General features: G+C 69.5%; 21 protein-coding genes. 14 read left to right on the forward strand and 7 right to left on the reverse strand.

Going from position 1 to position 20,755, the window contains the following annotated elements:
• The first annotated feature begins 4 nt into the window (after nt 1-4).
• Nucleotides 5-1,162, forward strand: a complete 1,158-nt coding sequence (locus JMO03_RS08755; protein WP_202842536.1) for an acyl-CoA dehydrogenase family protein — start codon at nt 5-7, stop codon at nt 1,160-1,162.
• A complete protein-coding gene (locus JMO03_RS08760) occupies nt 1,162-2,088 on the forward strand; it encodes an HpcH/HpaI aldolase/citrate lyase family protein (protein ID WP_202842538.1) in 927 nt (308 codons plus the stop codon). Before JMO03_RS08755 ends, JMO03_RS08760 begins: the two co-directional genes overlap by 1 nt.
• On the opposite strand, the gene JMO03_RS08765 is transcribed toward JMO03_RS08760, so the two are convergent.
• The 3 genes from JMO03_RS08765 to JMO03_RS08775 form a co-directional block, all read right to left on the reverse strand.
• Nucleotides 2,048-2,680 carry a flavin reductase family protein gene (locus JMO03_RS08765; protein WP_202842540.1) on the reverse strand — a complete coding sequence of 211 codons (633 nt, stop codon included), beginning with the start codon at nt 2,678-2,680 and terminating at the stop codon, nt 2,048-2,050. The genes JMO03_RS08760 and JMO03_RS08765 overlap by 41 nt on opposite strands.
• 22 nt (nt 2,681-2,702) lie before the next feature.
• Nucleotides 2,703-3,509, reverse strand: a complete 807-nt coding sequence (locus JMO03_RS08770) for an enoyl-CoA hydratase/isomerase family protein (protein WP_202842542.1) — start codon at nt 3,507-3,509, stop codon at nt 2,703-2,705.
• Nucleotides 3,510-3,613: 104 nt separating this feature from the next.
• A complete protein-coding gene (locus JMO03_RS08775; protein WP_202842544.1) occupies nt 3,614-4,381 on the reverse strand; it encodes a TetR/AcrR family transcriptional regulator in 768 nt (255 codons plus the stop codon).
• 268 nt (nt 4,382-4,649) lie between these two features.
• Between JMO03_RS08775 and JMO03_RS08780 the strand changes: the two genes are divergently transcribed.
• The 7 genes from JMO03_RS08780 (at nt 4,650) to JMO03_RS08810 (ending at nt 12,666) form a co-directional block, all read left to right on the forward strand.
• Nucleotides 4,650-5,843 carry an acyl-CoA dehydrogenase family protein gene (locus JMO03_RS08780; protein WP_202842546.1) on the forward strand — a complete coding sequence of 398 codons (1,194 nt, stop codon included), beginning with the start codon at nt 4,650-4,652 and terminating at the stop codon, nt 5,841-5,843.
• 16 nt (nt 5,844-5,859) lie between these two features.
• Nucleotides 5,860-6,996, forward strand: coding sequence for an acyl-CoA dehydrogenase family protein (locus JMO03_RS08785; RefSeq protein ID WP_202842548.1), 1,137 nt, complete (start codon nt 5,860-5,862; stop codon nt 6,994-6,996).
• 101 nt (nt 6,997-7,097) lie between these two features.
• Complete coding sequence (locus JMO03_RS08790; protein WP_202842550.1) at nt 7,098-8,102, forward strand: NADP-dependent oxidoreductase; 1,005 nt, start codon at nt 7,098-7,100, stop codon at nt 8,100-8,102.
• Between the two features lie 58 nt (nt 8,103-8,160).
• Nucleotides 8,161-9,384: a CoA transferase gene (locus JMO03_RS08795; RefSeq protein ID WP_202842552.1), complete on the forward strand. Its 1,224-nt coding sequence runs from the start codon at nt 8,161-8,163 to the stop codon at nt 9,382-9,384.
• Nucleotides 9,381-10,211 (forward strand): FAS1-like dehydratase domain-containing protein, encoded by an 831-nt coding sequence (locus JMO03_RS08800; protein ID WP_202842554.1) that lies wholly within the window; start codon nt 9,381-9,383, stop codon nt 10,209-10,211. Before JMO03_RS08795 ends, JMO03_RS08800 begins: the two co-directional genes overlap by 4 nt.
• A 27-nt stretch (nt 10,212-10,238) precedes the next feature.
• Complete coding sequence (locus JMO03_RS08805; protein ID WP_202842556.1) at nt 10,239-11,390, forward strand: acyl-CoA dehydrogenase family protein; 1,152 nt, start codon at nt 10,239-10,241, stop codon at nt 11,388-11,390.
• A gap of 79 nt (nt 11,391-11,469) precedes the next feature.
• Nucleotides 11,470-12,666 (forward strand): acetyl-CoA C-acetyltransferase, encoded by a 1,197-nt coding sequence (locus JMO03_RS08810; protein ID WP_202842558.1) that lies wholly within the window; start codon nt 11,470-11,472, stop codon nt 12,664-12,666.
• Nucleotides 12,667-12,837: 171 nt separating this feature from the next.
• Here JMO03_RS08810 and JMO03_RS08815 read toward each other — a convergent pair whose 3' ends face one another.
• Nucleotides 12,838-13,413 carry a TetR/AcrR family transcriptional regulator gene (locus tag JMO03_RS08815; RefSeq protein ID WP_202842560.1) on the reverse strand — a complete coding sequence of 192 codons (576 nt, stop codon included), beginning with the start codon at nt 13,411-13,413 and terminating at the stop codon, nt 12,838-12,840.
• A 289-nt stretch (nt 13,414-13,702) separates the two neighbouring features.
• Here JMO03_RS08815 and JMO03_RS21500 point away from each other — a divergent pair, with 289 nt between their 5' ends.
• The 5 genes from JMO03_RS21500 to JMO03_RS08840 all read left to right on the forward strand — a co-directional run bounded on the left by JMO03_RS21500 (nt 13,703) and on the right by JMO03_RS08840 (nt 18,244).
• Complete coding sequence (locus JMO03_RS21500; RefSeq protein ID WP_202842562.1) at nt 13,703-14,980, forward strand: cytochrome P450; 1,278 nt, start codon at nt 13,703-13,705, stop codon at nt 14,978-14,980.
• Entirely contained in the window at nt 14,977-15,192 is a 216-nt protein-coding gene (locus tag JMO03_RS08825) for a ferredoxin (RefSeq protein ID WP_202842564.1), read from the forward strand. Before JMO03_RS21500 ends, JMO03_RS08825 begins: the two co-directional genes overlap by 4 nt.
• A 4-nt stretch (nt 15,193-15,196) precedes the next feature.
• Nucleotides 15,197-15,517, forward strand: coding sequence for a 2Fe-2S iron-sulfur cluster-binding protein (locus JMO03_RS21365; RefSeq protein WP_202842566.1), 321 nt, complete (start codon nt 15,197-15,199; stop codon nt 15,515-15,517).
• A gap of 136 nt (nt 15,518-15,653) precedes the next feature.
• The gene (locus tag JMO03_RS08835) at nt 15,654-17,009 is read left to right on the forward strand and encodes an MFS transporter (RefSeq protein WP_202842567.1); all 1,356 of its coding nucleotides are present in this window, start codon (nt 15,654-15,656) and stop codon (nt 17,007-17,009) included.
• On the forward strand, nt 17,006-18,244 hold the full coding sequence (locus JMO03_RS08840) for an NAD(P)/FAD-dependent oxidoreductase (protein WP_202842569.1): 1,239 nt from the start codon (nt 17,006-17,008) through the stop codon (nt 18,242-18,244). Before JMO03_RS08835 ends, JMO03_RS08840 begins: the two co-directional genes overlap by 4 nt.
• An 86-nt stretch (nt 18,245-18,330) precedes the next feature.
• On the opposite strand, the gene cofC is transcribed toward JMO03_RS08840, so the two are convergent.
• The 3 genes from cofC to cofE are packed head-to-tail and all read right to left on the reverse strand — an operon-like array spanning nt 18,331 to nt 20,748.
• Nucleotides 18,331-19,014 (reverse strand): 2-phospho-L-lactate guanylyltransferase, encoded by a 684-nt coding sequence (gene cofC / locus JMO03_RS08845; RefSeq protein ID WP_202842571.1) that lies wholly within the window; start codon nt 19,012-19,014, stop codon nt 18,331-18,333.
• Nucleotides 19,011-19,973: a 2-phospho-L-lactate transferase gene (cofD, locus tag JMO03_RS08850; protein ID WP_202842573.1), complete on the reverse strand. Its 963-nt coding sequence runs from the start codon at nt 19,971-19,973 to the stop codon at nt 19,011-19,013. Before cofD ends, cofC begins: the two co-directional genes overlap by 4 nt.
• Nucleotides 19,974-19,983: 10 nt before the next feature.
• On the reverse strand, nt 19,984-20,748 hold the full coding sequence (gene cofE, locus JMO03_RS08855; protein ID WP_202842575.1) for a coenzyme F420-0:L-glutamate ligase: 765 nt from the start codon (nt 20,746-20,748) through the stop codon (nt 19,984-19,986).
• Nucleotides 20,749-20,755: the final 7 nt, after the last annotated feature.

Below are 20,755 nucleotides of genomic sequence, written 5' to 3' on the forward strand. Positions count from 1 at the left end.
GAGGATGTCAGAACAGGAGATTTTCGCGGACATCCGCGAATCGGTCCGGCGCATCTGCGCGCAGTTTCCCGGCAGCTACTGGAGCGCGCTCGACCGCGAACGCGCGTATCCGAAGGAGTTCGTGCAGACGCTGACCGAAACCGGTTTCCTCGGCGCGCTGATCCCCGAGGAACACGGCGGCTCCGGTCTCGGCCTCGGCGCCACCGCGGCGATCCTGGAGGAGATCCACCGCTCCGGCTGCAACGGCGGCGCCTGCCATGCGCAGATGTACACGATGGGTACGCTGCTGCGGCATGGTTCGCCGGAACAGAAGCAGCGCTACCTGCCGGGCATCGCATCGGGCGAACTGCGCCTGCAGGCGTTCGGCGTCACCGAGCCGACCAGCGGGACCGATACCACCCGCATCAGCACGTTCGCGCGCCGCGACGGTGACCACTACCGGGTCAGCGGGCAGAAGATCTGGATCAGCCGCGCCGAGCATTCGGACCTGATGGTGCTGCTGGTGCGCACGACGCCCCGCGACCAGCTGGCCAAGAGCACCCACGGACTGAGCGTGCTGCTGGTGGACATGCGCGAAGCGGTCGGCAACGGCCTGACCATCCGCCCGATCCGCACCATGCTCAACCACGCCACCACCGAGCTGTTCTTCGACGATCTCAAGGTGCCGGCCGAAAACCTGATCGGCGAGGAGGGCGAGGGCTTTTCCTACATCATCGACGGCATGAACACCGAGCGCGTGCTGATCGCCGCCGAATGCATCGGCGACGGCCGCTTCTTCATCGACCGCGCCAGCGCATACGCCAAGGAGCGTTCGGTGTTCGGCCGTCCGATCGGACAGAACCAGGCGGTGCAGTTTCCGATCGCACGCGCCTATGTCCAGTTGTCGGCGGCGGCGCGCATGGTCGAGCATGCCTGGCGCCTGTGCGAGGCCGACAAGCCGTTCGGCACCGAGGCCAACATGGCCAAGATGCTGGCCTCGGAAGCGTCATGGTATGCGGCCGACATGTGCGTGCAGACCCACGGCGGCTTCGGCTTCGCCGAGGAGTACGATATCGAGCGCAAGTTCCGCGAGACCCGCCTGTACCAGGTCGCGCCGATCTCGACCAACCTGATCCTGAGCCACGTGGCCACCCACGTGCTCGGCCTGCCGAAGTCGTTCTGATGACGCACTCCATCCCCGCCTGGCGTTCGCTGCTGTTCGTCCCCGCCGACGACGCGAAGCGTTGCGCGAAGGCCTGCGGCGTCGGCGCCGATGCGGTGATCCTCGACCTGGAAGACGGGGTGGCGCCCGTGGCGAAAACGGCGGCGCGACGGGCGCTGCCGGCTGCCGCGAGGGCGCTGCGCGATGCCGGGGCAGGCGTGGTGGTGCGGATCAACGGCGGCTGGCGCGATGCGTTCGCCGATCTCGACGCGGCGGTGGCGGCCGGCGTAGATGCGGTGATGGTGCCCAAGGCCGAGGACAGCGCACGCCTGCGCGTGATCGACGAACTGCTCGGCGAGTTCGAAGCCGGGCACGATGTCGATGCCGGCACGACCGGCATCGTGGCCCTGGTCGAAAGTGCCGCGGCGCTGACGGTGCTGCAGGCGCTGGCGGCGGCTCCACGGGTGATCGCATTGGCCCTGGGTACCGAGGATTTCTGCGTCGGCCTGGGCGTCGCGCCGACGCCCGCGGTGCTGGAGTTGCCGAGCCGGCAGATCGCGTTGGCCGCATCGGTGCGCGGACAGATGGCGCTGGCGGTGCCGTTGTCGATCGCCAGCTTCCGCGATACCGGTGCCTATGCCGCGGCGGTGGCGGCGGGGGCCGCCTGGGGCGTCAACGGTGCGATCTGCATCCATCCGCTGCAGGTCGGCCTCGCCAACGAAGGCTTCGGCGTGGATACCGACGCACTTGCGCAGGCGCAGCGCATCCTCGATGCCTGGGATGGTCGCGCGCACGGCACCGCGGTGGTCTCGCTCGATGGCCGCATGATCGATCCGCCGGTCGCCGAGCGGGCGCGGCGGCTGCTGGCGCGCGGGCGTCGAGGGCAGGACGGCGGCGGCGACCGCTCTAGGCTTCGTCGGGAAATCCCACCGGCCGCTCCATTTTGAACATGTCGCCGCTGGCGCGAGTGTACCAGCCGCTGCCGTGCAGGCGGCCGATCAGCTTCATCGCCGGGGTGTCGAGGTAGAGCTTCTCCGGGTCGAGGACGAACTCGTCGGGGATATGCGCGACCAGGATCTCGCCCAGCACCACGGTCTGGCGTGGGCCGATGTCGAGCGCCGCCAGCTTGCGGCATTCGAACCCGACCGGACTGGATGCGATCCGCGGCGGCTTGACCGCGCTGCTGGGCAGCATCTCCAGCCCCGCCCTGGCCGCCTCGTCCACCTCGGCCGGAGCATCGACGCTGCAAAGGTTCATCCGCTCGGCATCGGATTCCGACACCAGATTCACCACGAATTCCCCGGTGGCCATGATGTTGCGCGCGGTGTCCTTCATCTGGCCGGTCACCGGGTGCTTGAGCAGCCCCAGCACCAGCATCGGCGGATCGTCGCCGACCGCGTTGAAGAAGCTGTAGGGCGCGGTATTGCCGACGCCGTCGGGAGACAGCGTGGTGACCCAGGCGATCGGCCGCGGGGTCACGGTCGAGTTGATGATCTTGTAGCGCGCCAGCAACGGCAGCGCGCGCATGTCGAATTGCATCGGTGTTTTTCCGGGATGGATCTCAGGTCTTCCGCTTCGCCGCCGAGCGTGCGGCGAAGGCTGCGCGCGCGCGTTCGAGCTCGTCGCCTTTCTGCAGGATGCTGCAGTAGGCCAGTTCCAGTGCATGGCTGGCCTCGAGCGAGCCGCCGTCGTCGGCCGCGTGCAGCAGGCGGCGCGTCAACTCGACCGCGTGGCGATTGCCGTCGCCGAGGCGGTCGGCGAAGTCCAGCGCGGCGTCGAGTACGTTGCCGGCCGCGCAGACCCTGCTGACCAGGCCCAGCGACAGCGCTTCGGTGGCATCGATGTCGCGGCCCGACAGCAGCAGTTCGGCGGCGCGGTGGCGGCCGAGCTGACGGGCCAGCAGCCAGCAGGAGCCGCCATCCGGAGCAAGGCCGAAGCGGACGAACGGAGCGCCGAAGCGGGCGTCGTCGGCGGCGAAGACCAGGTCGCAGGCCAGCGCCAGGCTCCAGCCGATGCCCCATGCGCCGCCCTCTACGGCGGCGATCACCGGAATCGGCAGGCGGCGCAGGCGCGCGATCGTGCGCTGGCCCCATTCCAGGCGCGCGGCGGGCGACAGAGCGCCCTCGCCGCGGGCGGGCGGGATCTTCATGTCGCCACCGGTCGAGAACAGCGGGCCGGCACCGGTCAGCACCAACGCGCGCGCGGGCGTGTCGCGTTCGAGCTGGTCGAGCAGGGCCGAGAAGCCCTGCCACATCTCGAACGACACCGCGTTGCGCGCCTCGGGCCGGTTCAGCGTGACCAGTACGATGCCGTCGCGCGGGGTGTCGACCAGCAGGCGGTCGACGCCGCAGTCCAGTTGCGTCGGCATGTTCGTCATGGCGCTCGCCCGTGCGGAAAGACTTCGATATTACACGACAGGTTAATATCGGCGCATGCGTGCAACCACAGATATCAACCTCACGGCCTTGGGCTTCAGTCCTTGCCGGTTGCGCGCTTGGCCGTATGTCTCCGCGCCGCGGTTTTGGCGGCCTGGGCGGGCTTGATCGATCTTGCGGCCCCGGCTGCCTTGGCCGCGGGTTCCAGCGCAACAGGGGCGGGAATCCCCGAGGTGTGGAACTCCAGCAGCTTTTCCTCGATCTGCCTGCGTGCCGCGCCTCGGGTGGCGCCGGCCATGCAGGTCAGGTGGCCGGTCAGCAGGTGCAGCACGATCTCATCGTCGGAAATGTGGCCCCGGCACCAGTCGAAGATGATCGCGTACTCGATCCGTACCACGTCGTCGGCCAGCTGGTCGGGGTCGATCCAGGGTTGCAACTGGCGCTTGCCCTTCAACGACTGGATCCATTCCTGGTTCGATTTGACCGCCATCGAATGCATCGTTTCCCAGATCGCGGGATCCGCATCCGGACTGAAATAGACCGACATGATCGCGGTGATGTAGTTGCGGATCTGGCGGTTGCGCTGGAGCACGAACACCAGGCGCTCGGTCGTGCCCTGCAGGGATCCGGACGGCGCGCTGTACGGGATCTTCGAGACGTAGCGGTCGAAGTACTCGTGGATCGCGATCGCGATCATGCGCTCCTTGGTCTGGAACGCGTTGTACAGGGTGCGCTTGGCGACGTCGGCGCGGCGGCAGATCTCGTCCATGCTGAAGCCGGACAGGCCGCGCTCGGCGATCAGTTTGCGGGTCTCGTCGAGGATGCGTCGCCGCCGGGCATGGATCGCGGGGCTGGAATAGATCAAGCCTTTGTCCGGTTCGATGCGAGCCAAGCTTGCTTCTCCTTGCGTCGTGGCGATGGCAGGCCGGTGGGCGAATGCGCGAGACCACCGTACCCCTGCGTCGGCAGGCGATTGTGGCACCGATCGCGGCGGGCGTCAGCGGGCCAATTGTGCACTGCATGGGAATTTGCTTCGCCAGCGGAGTATGCATCGCCTGAAAAGTAGTCTAATATGCATTTTTAGGGTGGCCAGGGCGCCGCGCGGCGTGGTCGGGTTGACTGGAGAATGTCCCTTGAACGATGTCGGCAGATCACAGGACGAAGCGTTTGCCTCGGATGTCGCGGCCTGGCTCGCGGAGAACTTCCCGCCGTCGCTGGCCTACAGGAATCCCCATCCCTACATCAACGATGCCGAAGTCGCGGCTTCGGATCGCGATTTCCAGACCTGGCTGAAGCGGATGGTGGACAAGGGCTGGGGGGCGCCGACCTGGCCGGTGGAGTACGGTGGGGGCGGTCTGACCCGGGCGCAGGACAAGATCCTGACCCGCGAGATGGCGCGGATCGGGGCGTTCAATCCCAATCGCAGCTATGGCCAGATGATGCTGGGGCCGACCCTGCTCGAATACGCCAGCGAGGAACAGAAGGCCCGTTTCCTGCCGCCGATCGCACGTGGCGAGGTGCGCTGGTGCCAGGGCTTCTCCGAACCCGGAGCCGGCTCGGATCTGGCCTCGCTGCAGACCCGCTGCGTGGACGATGGCGGCACCTGGGTGGTCAACGGCCAGAAGATCTGGACCTCCAACGCCCATCAGGCCGACTGGTGCTTCTGCCTGGTGCGCACCGATACCAGCCGCAAGCAGGGCGGCATCAGCTTTCTTCTGATCGACATGCGTTCGCGAGGCGTGGAAGTGCGCCCCATCGTGCTGATCAGCGGTACCCGGCACTTCTGCGAAGTGTTCCTGACCGACGTGCGCGTCCCCAGGACGAACATGGTCGGCGAGATCAACCGCGGCTGGGAGATCGCCAAGCACCTGCTGCAACACGAGCGCGACAGCCTGGCCGGCAATCGGACCGAGTTGCCGGGGCTGGCCGGGATGGCCAGGGCGCGGCTCGGGGTCGATGAGTGCGGGCGCATCGACGATCCCTGGCTGCGCCAGCGGCTGATCGCCAACGCCATGCGCACCGAGGCCTATTCGCAGACCTTCCGTCGCGTGGCCGAGGAGTCGGCCGGCGGCGGCGTCAGCACCGCGGTCTCGGTGCTCAAGAACCTCGGCGCGTCGGTGTCGCAGGCGCGCGCCGAACTGGTGGCGGACCTGCTCGGCAACCAGGGCCTGGGCTGGGAAGGGGAGGGCTTCTCCGAAGAGGAGATCGAAGCCACCCGCGCCTGGTTGCACAGCCGTGCCTACTCGATCTACGGCGGCAGCCACGAAGTGCAGAACAACATCATCGCAAAGCGGGTCCTGGGCCTGCCGGACATGGCCGGGCGCTGAGCGGGGGACAGGGACGATGGCGAAGCTGAGCGAAGAACAAGGCATGCTGCGCGACGCGGCGTCGGACTGGGTGCGCGAGAGTGCTCCGCTGGCCAGGCTGCGCCGGCTGCGCGAACACGATACGGGCACCGGTTACGAGCCGGAGCTGTACGAGGGCATGGTGCAGATGGGCTGGACCGGCATCCTGGTGCCGGAGGAGTACGGCGGCAGCGCCTTCGGCTGCCTGGGCATGGGCCTGGTGCTCGAGCAACTGGGCCGGCAACTGGTGGCCTCGCCGCTGGTGGCGACGGCGGTGGCCTCGGCCAGTGTGCTGGCGCTGGGCGGATCGGCGCAACAGCAACGGCGCTGGCTGCCGGGAATTGCGGAAGGTCGCGTGCTCGCGACGCTGGCGCTGGACGAGGGCGACCGCCATGCCCCGCAGGCGATCACCACTACCGCCATCCGCAATGCCGACGGCTGGCGACTGGACGGCAGCAAGCGCCCGGTCTGCTACGGGCTGGCCGCCGACCTGCTGGTGGTCGCGGCGCGGATCAGCGACGGCGACGGCCACGATGGCGGCATCGGCCTGTTTCTGGTCGAAGCTTCGGCGGATGGTCTGCGCCGTACGCGGCTGCACGAAATCGATACCCGCGGCGCGGCCATCGTCGCATTCGATGGCGTACAGGTTTCCGATGCGGGAGTGCTGGGTGCGCCGGGTGGAGCCGGACCGCTGCTCGACCGCGCGCTCGACCGTGCCCGCGCCTGCACGGCGATGGAGATGCTCGGCGCCGCGCAGCAGGCGTTCGAGACCACGCTCGACCATCTGAAGACGCGCGTCCAGTTCGGCCAGCTCATCGGCGCGTTCCAGGCCTTGCAGCATCGTGCCGCAGGGCTGTACGGCGAACTGGAGCTGACCCGTTCCGCGGTCGAGGCCGCGTTGCGCGCGCTCGACGAGGACGATGCCGACAGTCCGGCCAGGGTATCGCTGGCCAAGGCGCTGGCCGGCGATACCTTTCGTCTCGTCGCCGCCGAGGCGATCCAGTTGCATGGCGGCATCGGCATGACCGAGGAGCACGATGCCGGGCTGTATTTCAAGCGCGCGCGCAGCGCCGACCTGAGCTATGGCGATGCCGCCTTCCACCGGGAACGCTACGGCGTGCTGCGCGGGTACTGATCGGGACCGCGGGTCAAGGCAGGCAGATCAGCACACACAGATCATCAGGACAGCCAGCGCCCGCCGTGGATGCACGGCGGGTCCGGAAGGAGTGGGACGACATGACGGCGTCACGTGAAGTACGGTTGAAGCGTCGGCCGGAGGGCATGCCGGTACGGGAGGACTTCGAGCTGGCCACGATCGACGTGCCTGCGCCGGAGCCGGGCGAAGTCCAGGTCCGCAACCTGTGGATGGCGGTGGACCCGGCGATGCGCGGGCGCATGAGCGAGGCCAGGAGCTACGTGCCGCCGTTCGCGCTGGACGCGGCGATGGAAGGCCCGGCGATCGGCCGCGTGGTCGTCTCCGGCGATCCGGCGTTCGCGCCGGGCGACGTGGTTTGGTCGCGGCTGGGCTGGCGCGAGGTCTTCAATGCGCCGGCATCGGCGTTGAAGCATCGCGACTGCACCGTGTTGCCCGAGCAGGCGCATCTGGGTATCGGCGGAACCACGGGCCTGACCGCCTGGATCGGCCTGCTGCAGATCGCCGCGCTCAAGCCCGACGACGTGGTGTTCGTGTCCGCGGGCTCCGGCGGGGTCGGCTCGATCGTCTGCCAGATCGCCAGGCTCAAGGGCCACAGGGTGATCGCGTCGGCAGGCGGCGAACGCAAGACCGCGTTCCTGCGCGAGGTGATCGGGGTCGATGCCGCGATCGACTACAAGGCCGAGCCGAACCTGACCAAGGCATTGGCGAGGGTCGCGCCGGAGGGCATCGACGTCTATTTCGACAACGTCGGCGGCGAACACCTGCATGCCGCGTTGGCGATCGCCAACGCGCATGCGCGCTTCGCGCTGTGCGGGATGATCTCGCAGTACAACACCACCGATGCGCCGACCGCGCCGCGCAACCTGATGCAGGCGGTGGTCAAGCGGATCCGCATGGAAGGCTTCATCGTGCTCGACCACCTGCACCGCGAGCGGGAGTTTCTTGCCGATGTCACCGGCTGGTACCGCGATGGCCTGCTCAAGCAGGCAGAAACCGTGCACGCAGGCATCGATCATGCGCTGGATGCGTTCTTCGGCCTGTTCAGCGGCGACAACCTCGGGCGGATGATGGTGAAGCTGGCATGAGCGCATGTACTGGAGAGGGGCGTTCGTGTCGCTTCGCGACGTCGTTCAGGAGGCGCGCATGTATGAACTGCTGAAAGGCTTGCGCGTGGTGGAGGGTGCGGCGTTCATCGCCGGTCCGTCCTGCGGCCTGCACCTGGCGCAGATGGGCGCGGAGGTGATTCGCTTCGACAACATCGGCGGCGGCCCGGATTTCCGCCGCTGGCCGCTGGCCCCCAATGGCGGCAGCCTGTACTGGGAAGGTCTGAACAAGGGCAAGAAATCGGTCGCGATCGACCTGTCCTCGCCGCAGGGGCGCGAGCTTGCGCTGCAGCTGGCGGCGGCGCCCGGCGACAACGGCGGGTTGTTCGTCACCAACTACCCTGTCGAGGGCTTCCTGTCGCATGACAGGCTCAAGGCCGTGCGCGACGACATCGTCTGCGTGCGGGTGATGGGCTGGGCCGACGGCTCGCCCGCGGTCGACTACACGGTCAATGCCGCCGCCGGCGTGCCGCAGATGACCGGTCCGGTCGATGCCGCGGGGCCGGTCAATCACGTGCTGCCGGCTTGGGACCTGCTCGGCGGCGCCTACGCCGCGTTCGCGCTGCTGGCCGCCGAGCGCGAGCGTCGTAGCAGCGGTGACGGGCGCGAGGTGCGCATTCCGCTGTCGGATCTGGTGGCGTCCAGCCTCAGCCACACCGGCATGCTGGCCGAGGCGCTGCTCGCAGGCCATGACCGGCCGCGCATGGGCAACGACCTGTTCGGCGCGTTCGGCCGCGATTTCGTCACCGCCGACGGCCAGCGGGTCATGGTGGTGGCGATCACGCCGCGGCAATGGAGCGGGCTGCTGAAGGTGCTGGACCTGCAGGCGCCGGTCGCATCGCTGGAAGCCGGACTCGGCGTGTCGTTCGAGGACGACGAAGGCCTGCGCTTCGAACACCGCGCGCGCCTGTTTCCGTTGTTCGAGGCGGCCTTCGCCACGCGCGACCTGGCCGCGTTGCAGCCGGCCTTCGATGCCGGCGGCGTGACCTGGGCACGCTATCGCGGTCTGCACGCGGCCGCCACGCAGGACGAACGCCTGTTCACCGCCAATCCGCTGTTCCAGCAGATCCTCAATCCGAGCGGGCTGCGCTACCTGGCCTCCGGTCCGGCGGCGACACTGGTCGGGCAGCCGCGTGGCGCGGTGCGGCCGGCGCCGCGACTGGGCCAGCACACCGACGAGGTACTGGCCGATCTGCTGGGATTGTCCAGCGGCGAGATCGGACAGCTGCACGATCGCGGCATCGTTTCCGGAGCGAACCCGTGAGCACGGCAGTGAGCGAACGGGACCTGACGCTCTGGCGGAGCTGGATCGGCCGCGAGGAAGTGCGCGCGCAGCGGCTCGACGTGGAAAGCCTGCGCCGTTACGCCGCCGCGACCGGCGAGTCGCTCGACGTCGAAACGTCATTGCCGGCGCTCGCACACTGGGCGTGGTTCCTGCCGGTCGCTGCGGCTTCGGAGATCGGCGAGGACGGACACCCGAAGCGCGGAGGGTTCCTGCCGCCGGTGTCGCTGCCGCGGCGGATGTTCGCGTCGTCGTCGATGCGCTTCCCGGCACCCGTGCTGATCGACGAGAACGCCACCCTGACCAGCACCATCGCCGATGTGAAGCATCGCGGGGGGCGCAGCGGCACCCTGGTGTTCGTCGAGGTCGAGCGCCGCATCGCGCAGGCCGGCCGGGTCCGGGTCGAGGAGCGCCAGACCGTCGTCTATCGCGATGCCGGGGATCCGGTACCGGCCATCGTCGAAGCGCCGGAAGCGCAAGTCGCCGATGCCTGGCGCCCGGGGCCGGTCGACCTGTTCCGCTTTTCCGCGGTGACCTTCAATTCCCATCGCATCCATTACGACCGTGCGTACGCGACCGGGCCCGAGGGGTATCCCGGCCTGGTCGTGCACGGCCCGCTCACCGCGGCGAAGCTGTTCGCCCACGCCCGCGATCATGCCGGCCGCGCGCCTTCGGCGTTCGCGTTCCGCGCCCAGGCGCCGCTGTTCGCATCGCAGCCGGTCCGGCTGGCCGCGGGCGAAGCCGAAGGCGAGTACCGCGCGCTGCGCTGCGATGGCGAGGTCGCGATGACGGCCACCGTTGCGTTCTGAACCGCTGCCGATTCCCAGGAGACACGGATGGACAACGAGACTTTCGAACTGCTGCGCGAATCGGTGCGGCGCTTCGTCCACGAACGGTTGATCCCGGCCGAGGACAAGGTCGAGCACGACGACGAGGTCCCCGCCGGGATCGTGCAGGAAATGCGCGAACTGGGATTGTTCGGACTGTCGGTGCCCGAGGCCTATGGCGGCATCGGCCTGAGCATGTCCGAGGAGGCCGCGATCATCCGCGAACTGACCCGCGCCTCGGTGGTGTTCCGCTCGGTGATCGGCACCACGGTCGGCATCGGTTCGCAGGGCATTGTCATCGACGGCACCGAGGAACAGAAGCAGGCGTGGCTGCCGCGCATGGCCAGCGGAGAGGTCGGTGCGAGCTTCGCGCTGACCGAACCCGATGCCGGCTCCGACGCGGCCTCGCTGCAGACCGTGGCGCGTCGCGACGGCGACGTCTATCGCATCACCGGCACCAAGCGCTTCATCACCAATGCGTCGCGCGCGGGCATGTTCACGCTGATGGCGCGCAGCGAGCCGGACGTGAAGGGTGCCGGCGGGATTTCCGCGTTCATCGTGCCTGCCGACACCCCCGGCATCAGCTTCGGCAAGCCGGACAAGAAGATGGGCCAGAAGGGCTCGGTGACCTGCGACGTGATCTTCGACGATTGCGTGGTGCCGGCCGCGAACATCATCGGCGGCGTGCCCGGGCGCGGATTCAAGACCGCGATGAAGGTGCTCGACCGCGGCCGCATCCACATCGCCGCGGTGGCGATGGGCATGTGCGACCGGCTGATCGACATGAGCCTGCGCTATGCCGCCGAGCGCCGCCAGTTCGGCCAGCCGATCGCCGGCTTCCAGCTGGTGCAGGCGCTGCTGGCCGACAGCAAGGCCGATGCGCTGGCGACCGAGGCGTTGATGCAGTCGGTCGCGGCCAAGTTCGACCGCGGCGAGAAGATCGGCCTGGAGGCCTCGGCACTGAAGTACTTCTCGACCGAGGCGGTGGGCCGCGTGGCCGACCGCGCGGTGCAGATCCACGGCGGCGCCGGCTACATGGCCGAGTACAAGGTCGAACGCTTCTACCGCGACGTGCGCCTGCTGCGCATCTACGAGGGCACCTCGCAGATCCAGCAGATCATCATCGCCCGGGACATGCTGCGCGGCCTCGACGCCGGCTGATTCACTTCCTGTCCATTCGCCCCTTCCCTCAACCCGTCACGGCGCCGTCGCGCCGGCACTCACACTGGAATCGGAGATCATGCGCAAAGTCGCCATCGTTTCGCCGCTGCGCACCGCGGTCGGCAAGTTCATGGGATCGCTCGCCGGGCTGCAGGCAGGCGAGCTGGGTGCGGTGATCCTCAAGGCGCTGGTCGAGCGCAGCGGGGTCGATCCGGAGCGCATCGACGATGTCGTGTTCGCGCAGGGCTACGGCAACGGCGAAGCACCGTGCATCGCGCGGTGGTCGGCGCTGGCCGCGGGCCTGCCGATCTCGGTGCCCGGCTACCAGCTCGACCGCCGCTGCGGCAGCGGCCTGCAGGCGGTGATCGATGCGGCGATGATGGTGCAGACCGGCGCCGCCGACGTGGTGGTCGCCGGTGGCGTGGAGAGCATGAGCAATGTCGAGTACTACAGCACCGACATGCGCGGTGGCGCGCGCTCGGGCTCGGTGACGATGCACGACCGGCTGACCCGCGGCCGGGTGATGTCGCAGCCGATCGCGCGGTTCGGCGTGATCACCGGCATGATCGAGACCGCCGAGAACCTCGCCAAGGACTATGGGATCACCCGCGAACAGTGCGACGAGTTCGCGGTGATGAGCCACCAGCGCGCGACCCGGGCCTGGGCCGACGGCAAGTTCGACGACGAACTGGTGCCGGTACCGGTGCCGCAGAGGCGCGGCGATCCGATCGTGTTCGCCAGGGACGAGGGCTTCCGCGCGGATGCCTCGATGGAGACCCTGGGCGCGTTGCGCGCGATCGAGAAGGGCGGCGTGGTCACCGCCGGCAACGCCAGCCAGCAGAACGATGCCGCCGCCGCCTGCCTGGTCGTGGCCGAGGACAAGCTGGCCGAACTTGGGCTGGAACCGATGGCGTGGTTCCACTCGTGGGCTGCGGCCGGTTGCGAGCCCTCGCGCATGGGCATCGGCCCGGTACCGGCGGTGGAGCGGCTGTTCGCACGGACCGGCCTGAGCTGGAAGGACATCGATCTTGTCGAACTCAACGAAGCCTTCGCGCCGCAGGTACTCGCCGTACTCAAGGGCTGGGGCTGGGACGACCGGGACAAACTCAACGTCAACGGGTCCGGCATTTCGCTGGGCCATCCGATCGGCGCCACCGGCGGCCGCATCCTCGCCAACCTGGTACGCGAACTGCATCGCCGCGACGGCCGCTTCGGCCTGGAGACGATGTGCATCGGCGGCGGTCAGGGTCTTGCGGCGGTGTTCGAGCGCGCCTGATCGGGGCGGGCGCACCTGCTTCGGCAAGACGCTGGAGCGAATCTGTTCAAACATTCGCATCCGCGTCGTTCCCGCGGCTCTCGACACCCGAATCGAAAATGCTCTGGCGGAACCGTCGGGGACGTGGCCCCGGGGTAGAGCGTGCGCTCGCCGTGGTGACCACGGTGCGGATCAGTCCGCCAGCGACAGCCCTTCCAACTGGCGCCGGAACGCCGCCTGCTGACGCGCCGGCGTCCAGTAGCCGGGATCGAACAGCGCCTGCATCGCGATCCCGAACAGCGCCTTGCAGATGTCCTCGGCCGCGCGCTCGGCACGGTGGCGGCCGAGACCGGTGCCGAGCAAATACTCCAGCAACCGGGTGCGGGTGCCGGCCAGGCCGAGCCGGTGCTGCTCGAGCATGTCGGCATCGAACAGCGCCGCGGTCCAGAAGCACAGCCAGACCATCCAGATGCGCCGCTGCGCGCCAGCGATCGGCAGCAGGACGTCGAGTGCCTGCACCGGTGAGCGGCCGCTGGAGGCGACATGCCGGTCGCGCAACGCGGCCGCTTCGCTGGTGATCGCATGGTAGATCGCCAACAGCAGCTCGTTCTTGTCGTGGAAGTAGTGGCTGATGACGGTGGTGCTGCAGCTCAGCCGCGCGGCCAGGCTACGGAAGGTCATGGCGCCGAGGCCGCTCTCGGCGATCAGGTCGGCGGCAGCGGCCACGACGGTTGCACGGCGGGCATCGCTGTCGATCGTGATGGGCATGGGGGCCGGAGGCAGGATGCGGGAAGCCGGAAACTGTAGCGCATCCTCGCTGCAGGAGAAGCCGCCGACGGCATGCGCGCGCGAATAATTGTGCACTACAATGCAAATTATTGTTGCTTTTGATAAAACAGTTGTTGTACAAAGATCCCGTGCCCGGGATGCCCGGGATGCCCGATGGCCAAGTGGGCGATTGGAATCCGTCCGCGCCCGATCCGCCGTATCGCCGCGCGATGCCGTTCTTCGAATACGACGCCGCCGGATCCCGGCACCCACACAGGAGCAGCGGATAGTGACGACGCAGTCCACCGGCCCCGACCCGGACCATGTCTTTCCGGACCATGTCCCTCCGGAGCTGGTGCGCGACTTCAGCTACTGGACCTCGCCGGGCATGGAACGCACCCCCGGCGGCGATCCCCAGGCGGCGCTGAGCAGGCTGTTGGCCGGCGCCCCGCCGGTGTTCTATGCCCCGTCGGCCACCTACGACGGTCGCGGCGCCTGGGTCGTCACCCGGGCCGAGGACCAGCGCACGATCCTGCAGAACGCCGAGACCTTTTCCAGCAACCGCTTCATCTTCAAGGCCGCGCTCGGCGAGGACCTGCCGATGATCCCGCTGGAGATCGATCCGCCCGACCACCAGATGTATCGCGCATTGCTCAATCCGCTGCTCTCGCCGAGACGGGTCGACGAGTTGGAAGCGCGCGCGCGGTCGCGTGCGGTCGGCCTGATCGAAAGCTTCCGCGACAGGGGGGGCTGCGAGGTCATGAACGACTTCGCGTTCCCGTTCGCCGTCGGCGTGTTCCTGCAGTTCCTCGGCCTGTCGGACGACCGTCGCGACGAGTTCCTGGGCTGGGCCGACCAGCAGTTCCACGGCAACCTGGAAGAGCGTCGCGGAGCGATGCGGACCGTGGTCGATTTCATGCGGGGCCTGATCGAGGAGCGCAAGCGCGCGCCCACCGACGATTTCGTCAGCTTCCTGCTGGGTGCGAAGGTGCAGGATCGTGCGCTGAACGATCGCGAGGTGCTGGGCATCGCGGTGCTGCTGTTCGAGGCCGGGCTGGACACGGTCGCCGCCGCGATCGGCTTCGATCTGAACCACCTGGCCCTGCACCGGGACGACCAGCGCCGCCTGCGCGAGGATCCGGAGCTGATCAAGCCGGCGGTCGAGGAACTGTTCCGCGCCTATTCGACGATCTCGCCGGTGCGCCGCGCGGTGCGCGACTTCGAGCTGGGCGGCCTGACGATCAAGGCCGGAGACTACGTCTCGTGTCCGACCATGCTCGCCAATCGCGATCCGCAGGAGTTCCCGGACCCCGAGCGCATCGACCTGGCGCGCGAGAGCAACCGCCACACCGCCTTCGCCTACGGACCGCACCGCTGCCTGGGATCGCACCTGGCGCGCCGCGAGCTGATCATCGGCCTGCAGGAGTTCCTTGCGCGGATCCCGACCTTCCGGATCCGCGAAGGAACGGCGCCGATCACCTACGGCGGCTACGTGTTCGGCATCGAGGACCTGCAACTGGCGTGGGATCCGGACGCCGCGGCCGACCCGGCGGAGGATGCGCGATGAAGGTCAGGGTGGAGCATCTGCGCTGCCAGGGGCATGCGCGCTGCCATGCGCTGGCGCCGGACCTGTTCGATCTGGACGACAGCGGCTATGTCCGGCCCGGCGACATCGTGGTACCTGCAGGGCAGGAAGCGCTGGCGCAGCGCGCGGTGCGTGCATGCCCGGAGCGCGCACTGGCGATCGAGGCCGGGGACGCGGCGGCGGAAGGGAGCTGACGCCGTGCCGAGGGTGACGTTCATCGCCCACGACGGCGGGCGGCGCGACGTCGAGGCCGATGAAGGCCGCTCGTTGATGGAAGCCGCGGTCGGCAACGGCGTCTCCGGCATCCTCGCCGACTGCGGCGGCGCCTGCGCCTGCGCGACCTGCCACGTCTACGTGCCGGCTGAGTGGCGGGCGCGGTTGCCGCCGCGCGGGGAGGAGGAGGAAAGCGCACTGGAGTTCGCGATCGACGTGCGCGACGACAGCCGGCTGGCCTGCCAGATCGTCGTCACGGCGGCGCTGGACGGACTCAGCGTCGGCCTTCCGCGCAGCCAGTTCTAGGAACCATGCCCTTCACGATGCCGCCCCGATCCGCCCTCAAGCGCCTGCAGCGACCTGGGCGCGACAGACCTGCGGGTCGGGGCAACGAATCAGGGGGCCGGGTCGATCGCGGGCCGGCATCGGAAGGAGAGACCGAATGACCGACGCAACGCGAGCCCATGCAGGACCGCCGCCGGCCGTGGCGGCGGATGCGGATGCGGTCGACTATCCGCCGCCGCTGACCGGCTGGCTGACGGTTGCGGTGCTGTTCCTGCTGTACATCCTGTCGCTGACCGACCGCTACATCATCGCGCTGATGGTCGAACCGATCAAAGCCAGCCTCGGGCTCAGCGACCTGCAGATGAGCCTGCTGCAGGGGCCGGCGTTCGCGCTGCTGTTCTGCCTGTGCGCGATCCCGGCCGGCATCGCGCTGGATCGCTTCAGCCGCCGCGGCGTGCTGTTCGTGTCGGTGATGGTCTGGAGCCTGGCGGCGGCGGCCTGCGGGCTGGCGAAGAACTTCACCGCGCTGTTCGCCGCGCGCGCAGTCGTGGGCGCGGGCGAGTCGGGCTTCGGCACCGGCGCCTATTCGATCATCGGCGACAGTTTCCCGCCGCAGCGGGTGGGGATGGCGATGTCCATCTTCGTGATGGGCGGGGTCATGGGCGCGGGTATCGTGTTCCTGCTCGGCGGCCCGCTGGTCGCCGCGGTGATGCGCGCCGGCGATCTGCATCTGCCGCTGCTGGGCGTGCTCGAGCCCTGGCAGCAGGTCTTCCTGATCACCGGCCTGCCCGGCGTGGCGATGGCATTCATGGTGTTCTGGTTCCGCGAGCCCGGGCGCCGCGCGCGACCGGCCGCCGCCTCGATCGGCTACGGCGAGGCGCTGCGCTTCCTGGCCCGGCGCCGCGGCCTGTTCGCTTCGATCTTCCTTGGCTTCGGGGCGGCCTATGCGGTGACGATCGGCTTCCAGTTGTGGGCACCGAGCTACTTCATGCGCGTCCACGGCTGGGAGCCGGCGCGGACGGGCGTGGCGCTGGGCCTGATCCAGATCGGCGCGGCATGCTCGCTGCCACTGCATGGCTGGGTGGTCGACCGGCTGTTCCGCCGCGGGCGCCGGGATGCGCATCTGCACTGGTGCATGCTGACGGTGCTGCTGGCGGCGCCGTGCGCCATCGCCGGGTTCCTGTCCGGCAGCGCATGGCTGGCCTGCGCCGGATTCGCGGCCTACATGACGCTGATCATGTCGACCGCCAGCATGGGGCCCGCGGTCGTGCAGGTGGTCACGCCGCAGGCGCTGCGCGGGCGCGTGTCGGCGGTGTACGTGCTGACCACCGGGCTGGTCGGGATGGCGCTGGGCCCGACGCTGGTGGGCTGGATCACCGACCGGCTGCTGGCCGACGAGATGCGGGTGGGCGATTCCCTGGTGCTGACCGTGTTCATCGTGCTGCTGCCAGCCGTGCTGCTGTTCGCATTCGGGCGTTCGCGCATGCGCCGCGCGCTGGAAGCCGGCGCATGAGCGAAATGCCGGCAAGCGTGGTCGTGGTCGGTGCCGGCCAGGCCGGCTGCGAGGCGGCGCTGGAGCTGCGCAGGCAGAACTACACGGGGCGCGTGACCCTGGTCGGCGAGGAGTCGCATCCACCGTACCGGCGGCCGCCGCTGTCGAAGGACTACCTGTTGGGGCGGTCCACGCCGGAGGCGCTGTGGGTGATGGCGGCCGAACGCCTGCGCGCGGCGGGGATCGAGTTCATCGGCGGCCGCCGGGCGACAGCGATCGAGCGTGCGCCGCGGCGGCTGCGGCTCGACGACGGCCGATCGCTCGATTATGGCGCGCTGGTCCTGGCCACGGGCGGCGGCGCACGGCCGTTGCCGGTCGCGGGCTCGGAACTGCGCAACGTCTTTACCTTGCGCACGATCGCCGATGCCGACCGCGTCCGCGCGCAATGTGCGCCGGGACGGCGCGCGGCGATCGTCGGCGGTGGTTTCGTCGGCCTGGAGGTGGCCGCGGCGCTGCGTCAGCAGGACCTGGAAGTCACGCTGCTCGAAGCGCAGCCGCGGGTCCTGGCGCGGGTGGCCTCGACGCCGGTATCGACCTTCTTCGAACGCATCCATCGCGAGGCCGGCGTCGACCTGCGCACCGGCGCGTCGGTGGCCGCGCTGGAGGGCGAGCGTGGCGTGATCGCGCGGGTGCGGCTGGCCGGGGGCGGGACGATCGCGGCCGACCTGGTGGTCGTCGGTATCGGCCTGGTTCCCGCGACGGCGCTCGCGCGCGAGGCCGGGCTCGAGGTCGATGACGGCATCGTGGTCGACGCCTGCGGGCGCACCGGCGATCCGGCGATCTTCGCGGCCGGCGATTGCACCCGCCACCCCAGCCCTTTCCTGGGCGGACATGTGCGCCTGGAGTCGGTGCAGAACGCGATGGAGCAGGCGCGCTGCGTGGCCCGCAACCTGCTCGGTCGCGAGGAGCCCTACGACATGGTGCCGTGGTTCTGGTCCGAGCAATACGCGCTCAAGCTGCAGATGGTCGGCATGGCGGTCGAGGCCGACCGCAGCGTAGTGCGCGGGGATCCGGCCTCGGGACGGGATGTCTCGGTCTTCCATCTGCGCGACGGGCGACTGATCGCGGCGGAGACGGTCGGTCGCGCGCAGGAGTTCATGGTCGCCAGGAAGCTGGTGGTCTCGCGTGCATCTCCGGATCCCGCCCGGCTGGCTGACGAGGGGATGCCGCTGCGCGAGCTGCTGCCGGGGCTGTGATCCGCTGAAGGAGCCCTCGCGTCGGGCGCCACTCCAGCCCTCCCCAGCCTGCGGGGAGGGAGTGGATACAGGGATTCCGAGCTCGCCTATGTCCCGACGCACGATACGAGCCCTCTCACCCGCAGGCTGGGGAGGGCCGGGGCGGGAGCCGCCCCGTCCGTCTCTGCCGTCCAGGCCCCGGACTGCGCGCCCAGCGCGTCCAGGTCAGCGGGCGTATCGACATCGGTTGCGATGCCGGGACGGTGGATCGCCTCGAAGGCCAGGCCGGCCGCGCAGGCGGCTTCGCGATGCAGGGCGCGGCTGTCGGGACCATAGCGGTAGGCGATCGCGCCCGGTGGCGACACCAGCAGCGCATTGGTGCCGGTGCAGGTGTGGTCCGAGCCCAGCGTCACGCGGCGCGGCGCGATGCGTGCGATCAGCGCGTGCAGATCGTCGGCCTGCAACAGCGGCAGGTCGCAGCTCAACGACAGCACCGCGTCGGCGCCCTGCGCGGCGGCCAGCGCCGCGGCCTGTTCCAGCGCCGGGTTGAGCCCGCCCGGCGCGTCTTCCAGCAGCGCCTGCATGCCTTGACGGCGTGCAAGTTCCAGCACTTCCTGCGAGCGGCTGACGACGATGCAGTGGCGCGCGGGCACCACCGCCAGGACCACGCCGAACAGGTGCCGGCACAGGCGCGCGTTCAGCACCTGCCGTTGGAGCGGGGACAGCCGTGAGGACAGCCGTTGCTTGCCGTCCTCGAACGACCGAACCGGAATCAGCACGCGCAGGTTCATGCGCCTGCGCTCCGGCCTGGGAGGTCGTCGATGAAGGCGAGGACTTCGCGAGCCAACCGTGCCTGGTCCCCGGGGTCGCGCATCAGGGTATCGGTGGCCAGCGCCGACAACCGGCTGCAACTGGCCCAATCCGCGTCGCAGGCGTCGACCACCAGCGCATCGACCAGGCCGTCGTAGAAGGACAGCAGGCCTTCCGGGGTGACCGGCACGCCGAGTTCGCGCAGGATCTTGGCGGCCGGTCCCTTGACCGCATCGCCGCCGACGAACGGCGACACCGCGACCACCGGAACGCGGCGCGCACGCAGGCGCTCGTCGACGCCCGGCAGCGACAGGATCGGGCGCAAGCTCAGCAGCGGGTTGGACGGGCACAGCACGATGGCGCGCAGTTGCGGATCAGCCAGCGCATCGAGGAAACCGACGGCCGGTCGCGCATCGGCGATGCCGTCGAAGCCGATGCCGCGGAACGCGGGCTCGCAGCGGCGACGGACGAAGTAATCCTGGAACGGCAGCGGGCCTTCGTCGGTGTCGACGACGCTGCGCACCGGGTCGTCGCTCATCGGCACGATGCGGTGACCGATGCCGAGCCGGCGGGCGAAGGCCGCGGTGACCTGCGACAGCGTCTCGCCGGCGCGCAAGCGCTGGCTGCGCAGCAGGTGGGTGGCGAGGTCGTGGTCGCCGAGCGCGAACCAGTCCGGCCCGCCGAGCCGCGCGACCGCGCGCATCGCGTTCCAGCTTTCGCCGGCCAGCCCCCAGCCGCGGACCGGGTCGTTCAGCCCGGCCAGCGCATAGGTCACGCTGTCGATGTCGGGACTGACATGCAGGCCGAGATGCTCGAAGTCGTCGCCGGTGTTGACGACGATGGTCAGCGCATCCGCTGCCAGCACCTGGGTCAGACCGTTGGCGAGCTTGGCGCCGCCGACGCCGCCGGCGAGCGCGAGGAAGTGTCCGTCGCGGCTCATGGGACGCGGCTCACGGGAAAAGGTCCTGTGCGCGGCTGCGCACCAGTTCGGCGGCATTGCCGTCGCGTTCCGGCCGCGGCAGCCCGCGCAACAGTACGGCCGGCAGGCCGTCGTCGGCCTGGCCCATCAGCAGCGAGGCGGCGGCGGCAATCTCGTCGGCATGGCCGAGTTCGGAAGTCAGCAGCGGGCGGCCGAACAGGTCCGGACGGCCACGCAGGTCGCGCAGGCCCGGCAGGCCGCTGGCGCCGATCGCCGTGCCGATGGTGCCGTTGCGCCAGGCGCGGCCGAAGCTGTCGATCACCATCACCGCGATGTCGACGCCGTAGCGTTCGCGCAGGCGTTCGCGCAGCGCCGCGCACGACGCATCCGGATCGCGCGGCAACCGCAGCGCCTGGTCTTCGCCTTCGATGTTGGACTGGTCGATGCCGGCGTTGGCCAGCACCCAGCCGCGGCGGTGGCGGACGATCAGCAGTCCGTCGCGCACGCGCATGACCTCGTCGGTCTCCGACAGGATCAGCTCGACCAGGCGCGGGTCCTTGCCGGTGCGCGCGGCCAGCTCCAGCGCGGCCTGCGACGGCGTGACCGTGGCCAGCGCGATCTGCCGGCCTTCGGCCTTGGACACGATCTTCTGCGCCAGGACCAGCACGTCGCCGGCGGCCGGCAGCAGCGCGGCGGCATCGAGCGCGTCGCCGAGCACGGCGGCCAGGTCGTCGCCGGCGCGGACCCGGGGGATGCCGGGCAGCGCGGTCAGCGACAGCTGCGCGAGCGGGGCCATGGCGGGA

The organism is Luteimonas saliphila (assembly GCF_016774335.1).
GTDB classification, from domain to species: Bacteria; Pseudomonadota; Gammaproteobacteria; order Xanthomonadales; family Xanthomonadaceae; genus Luteimonas; species Luteimonas saliphila.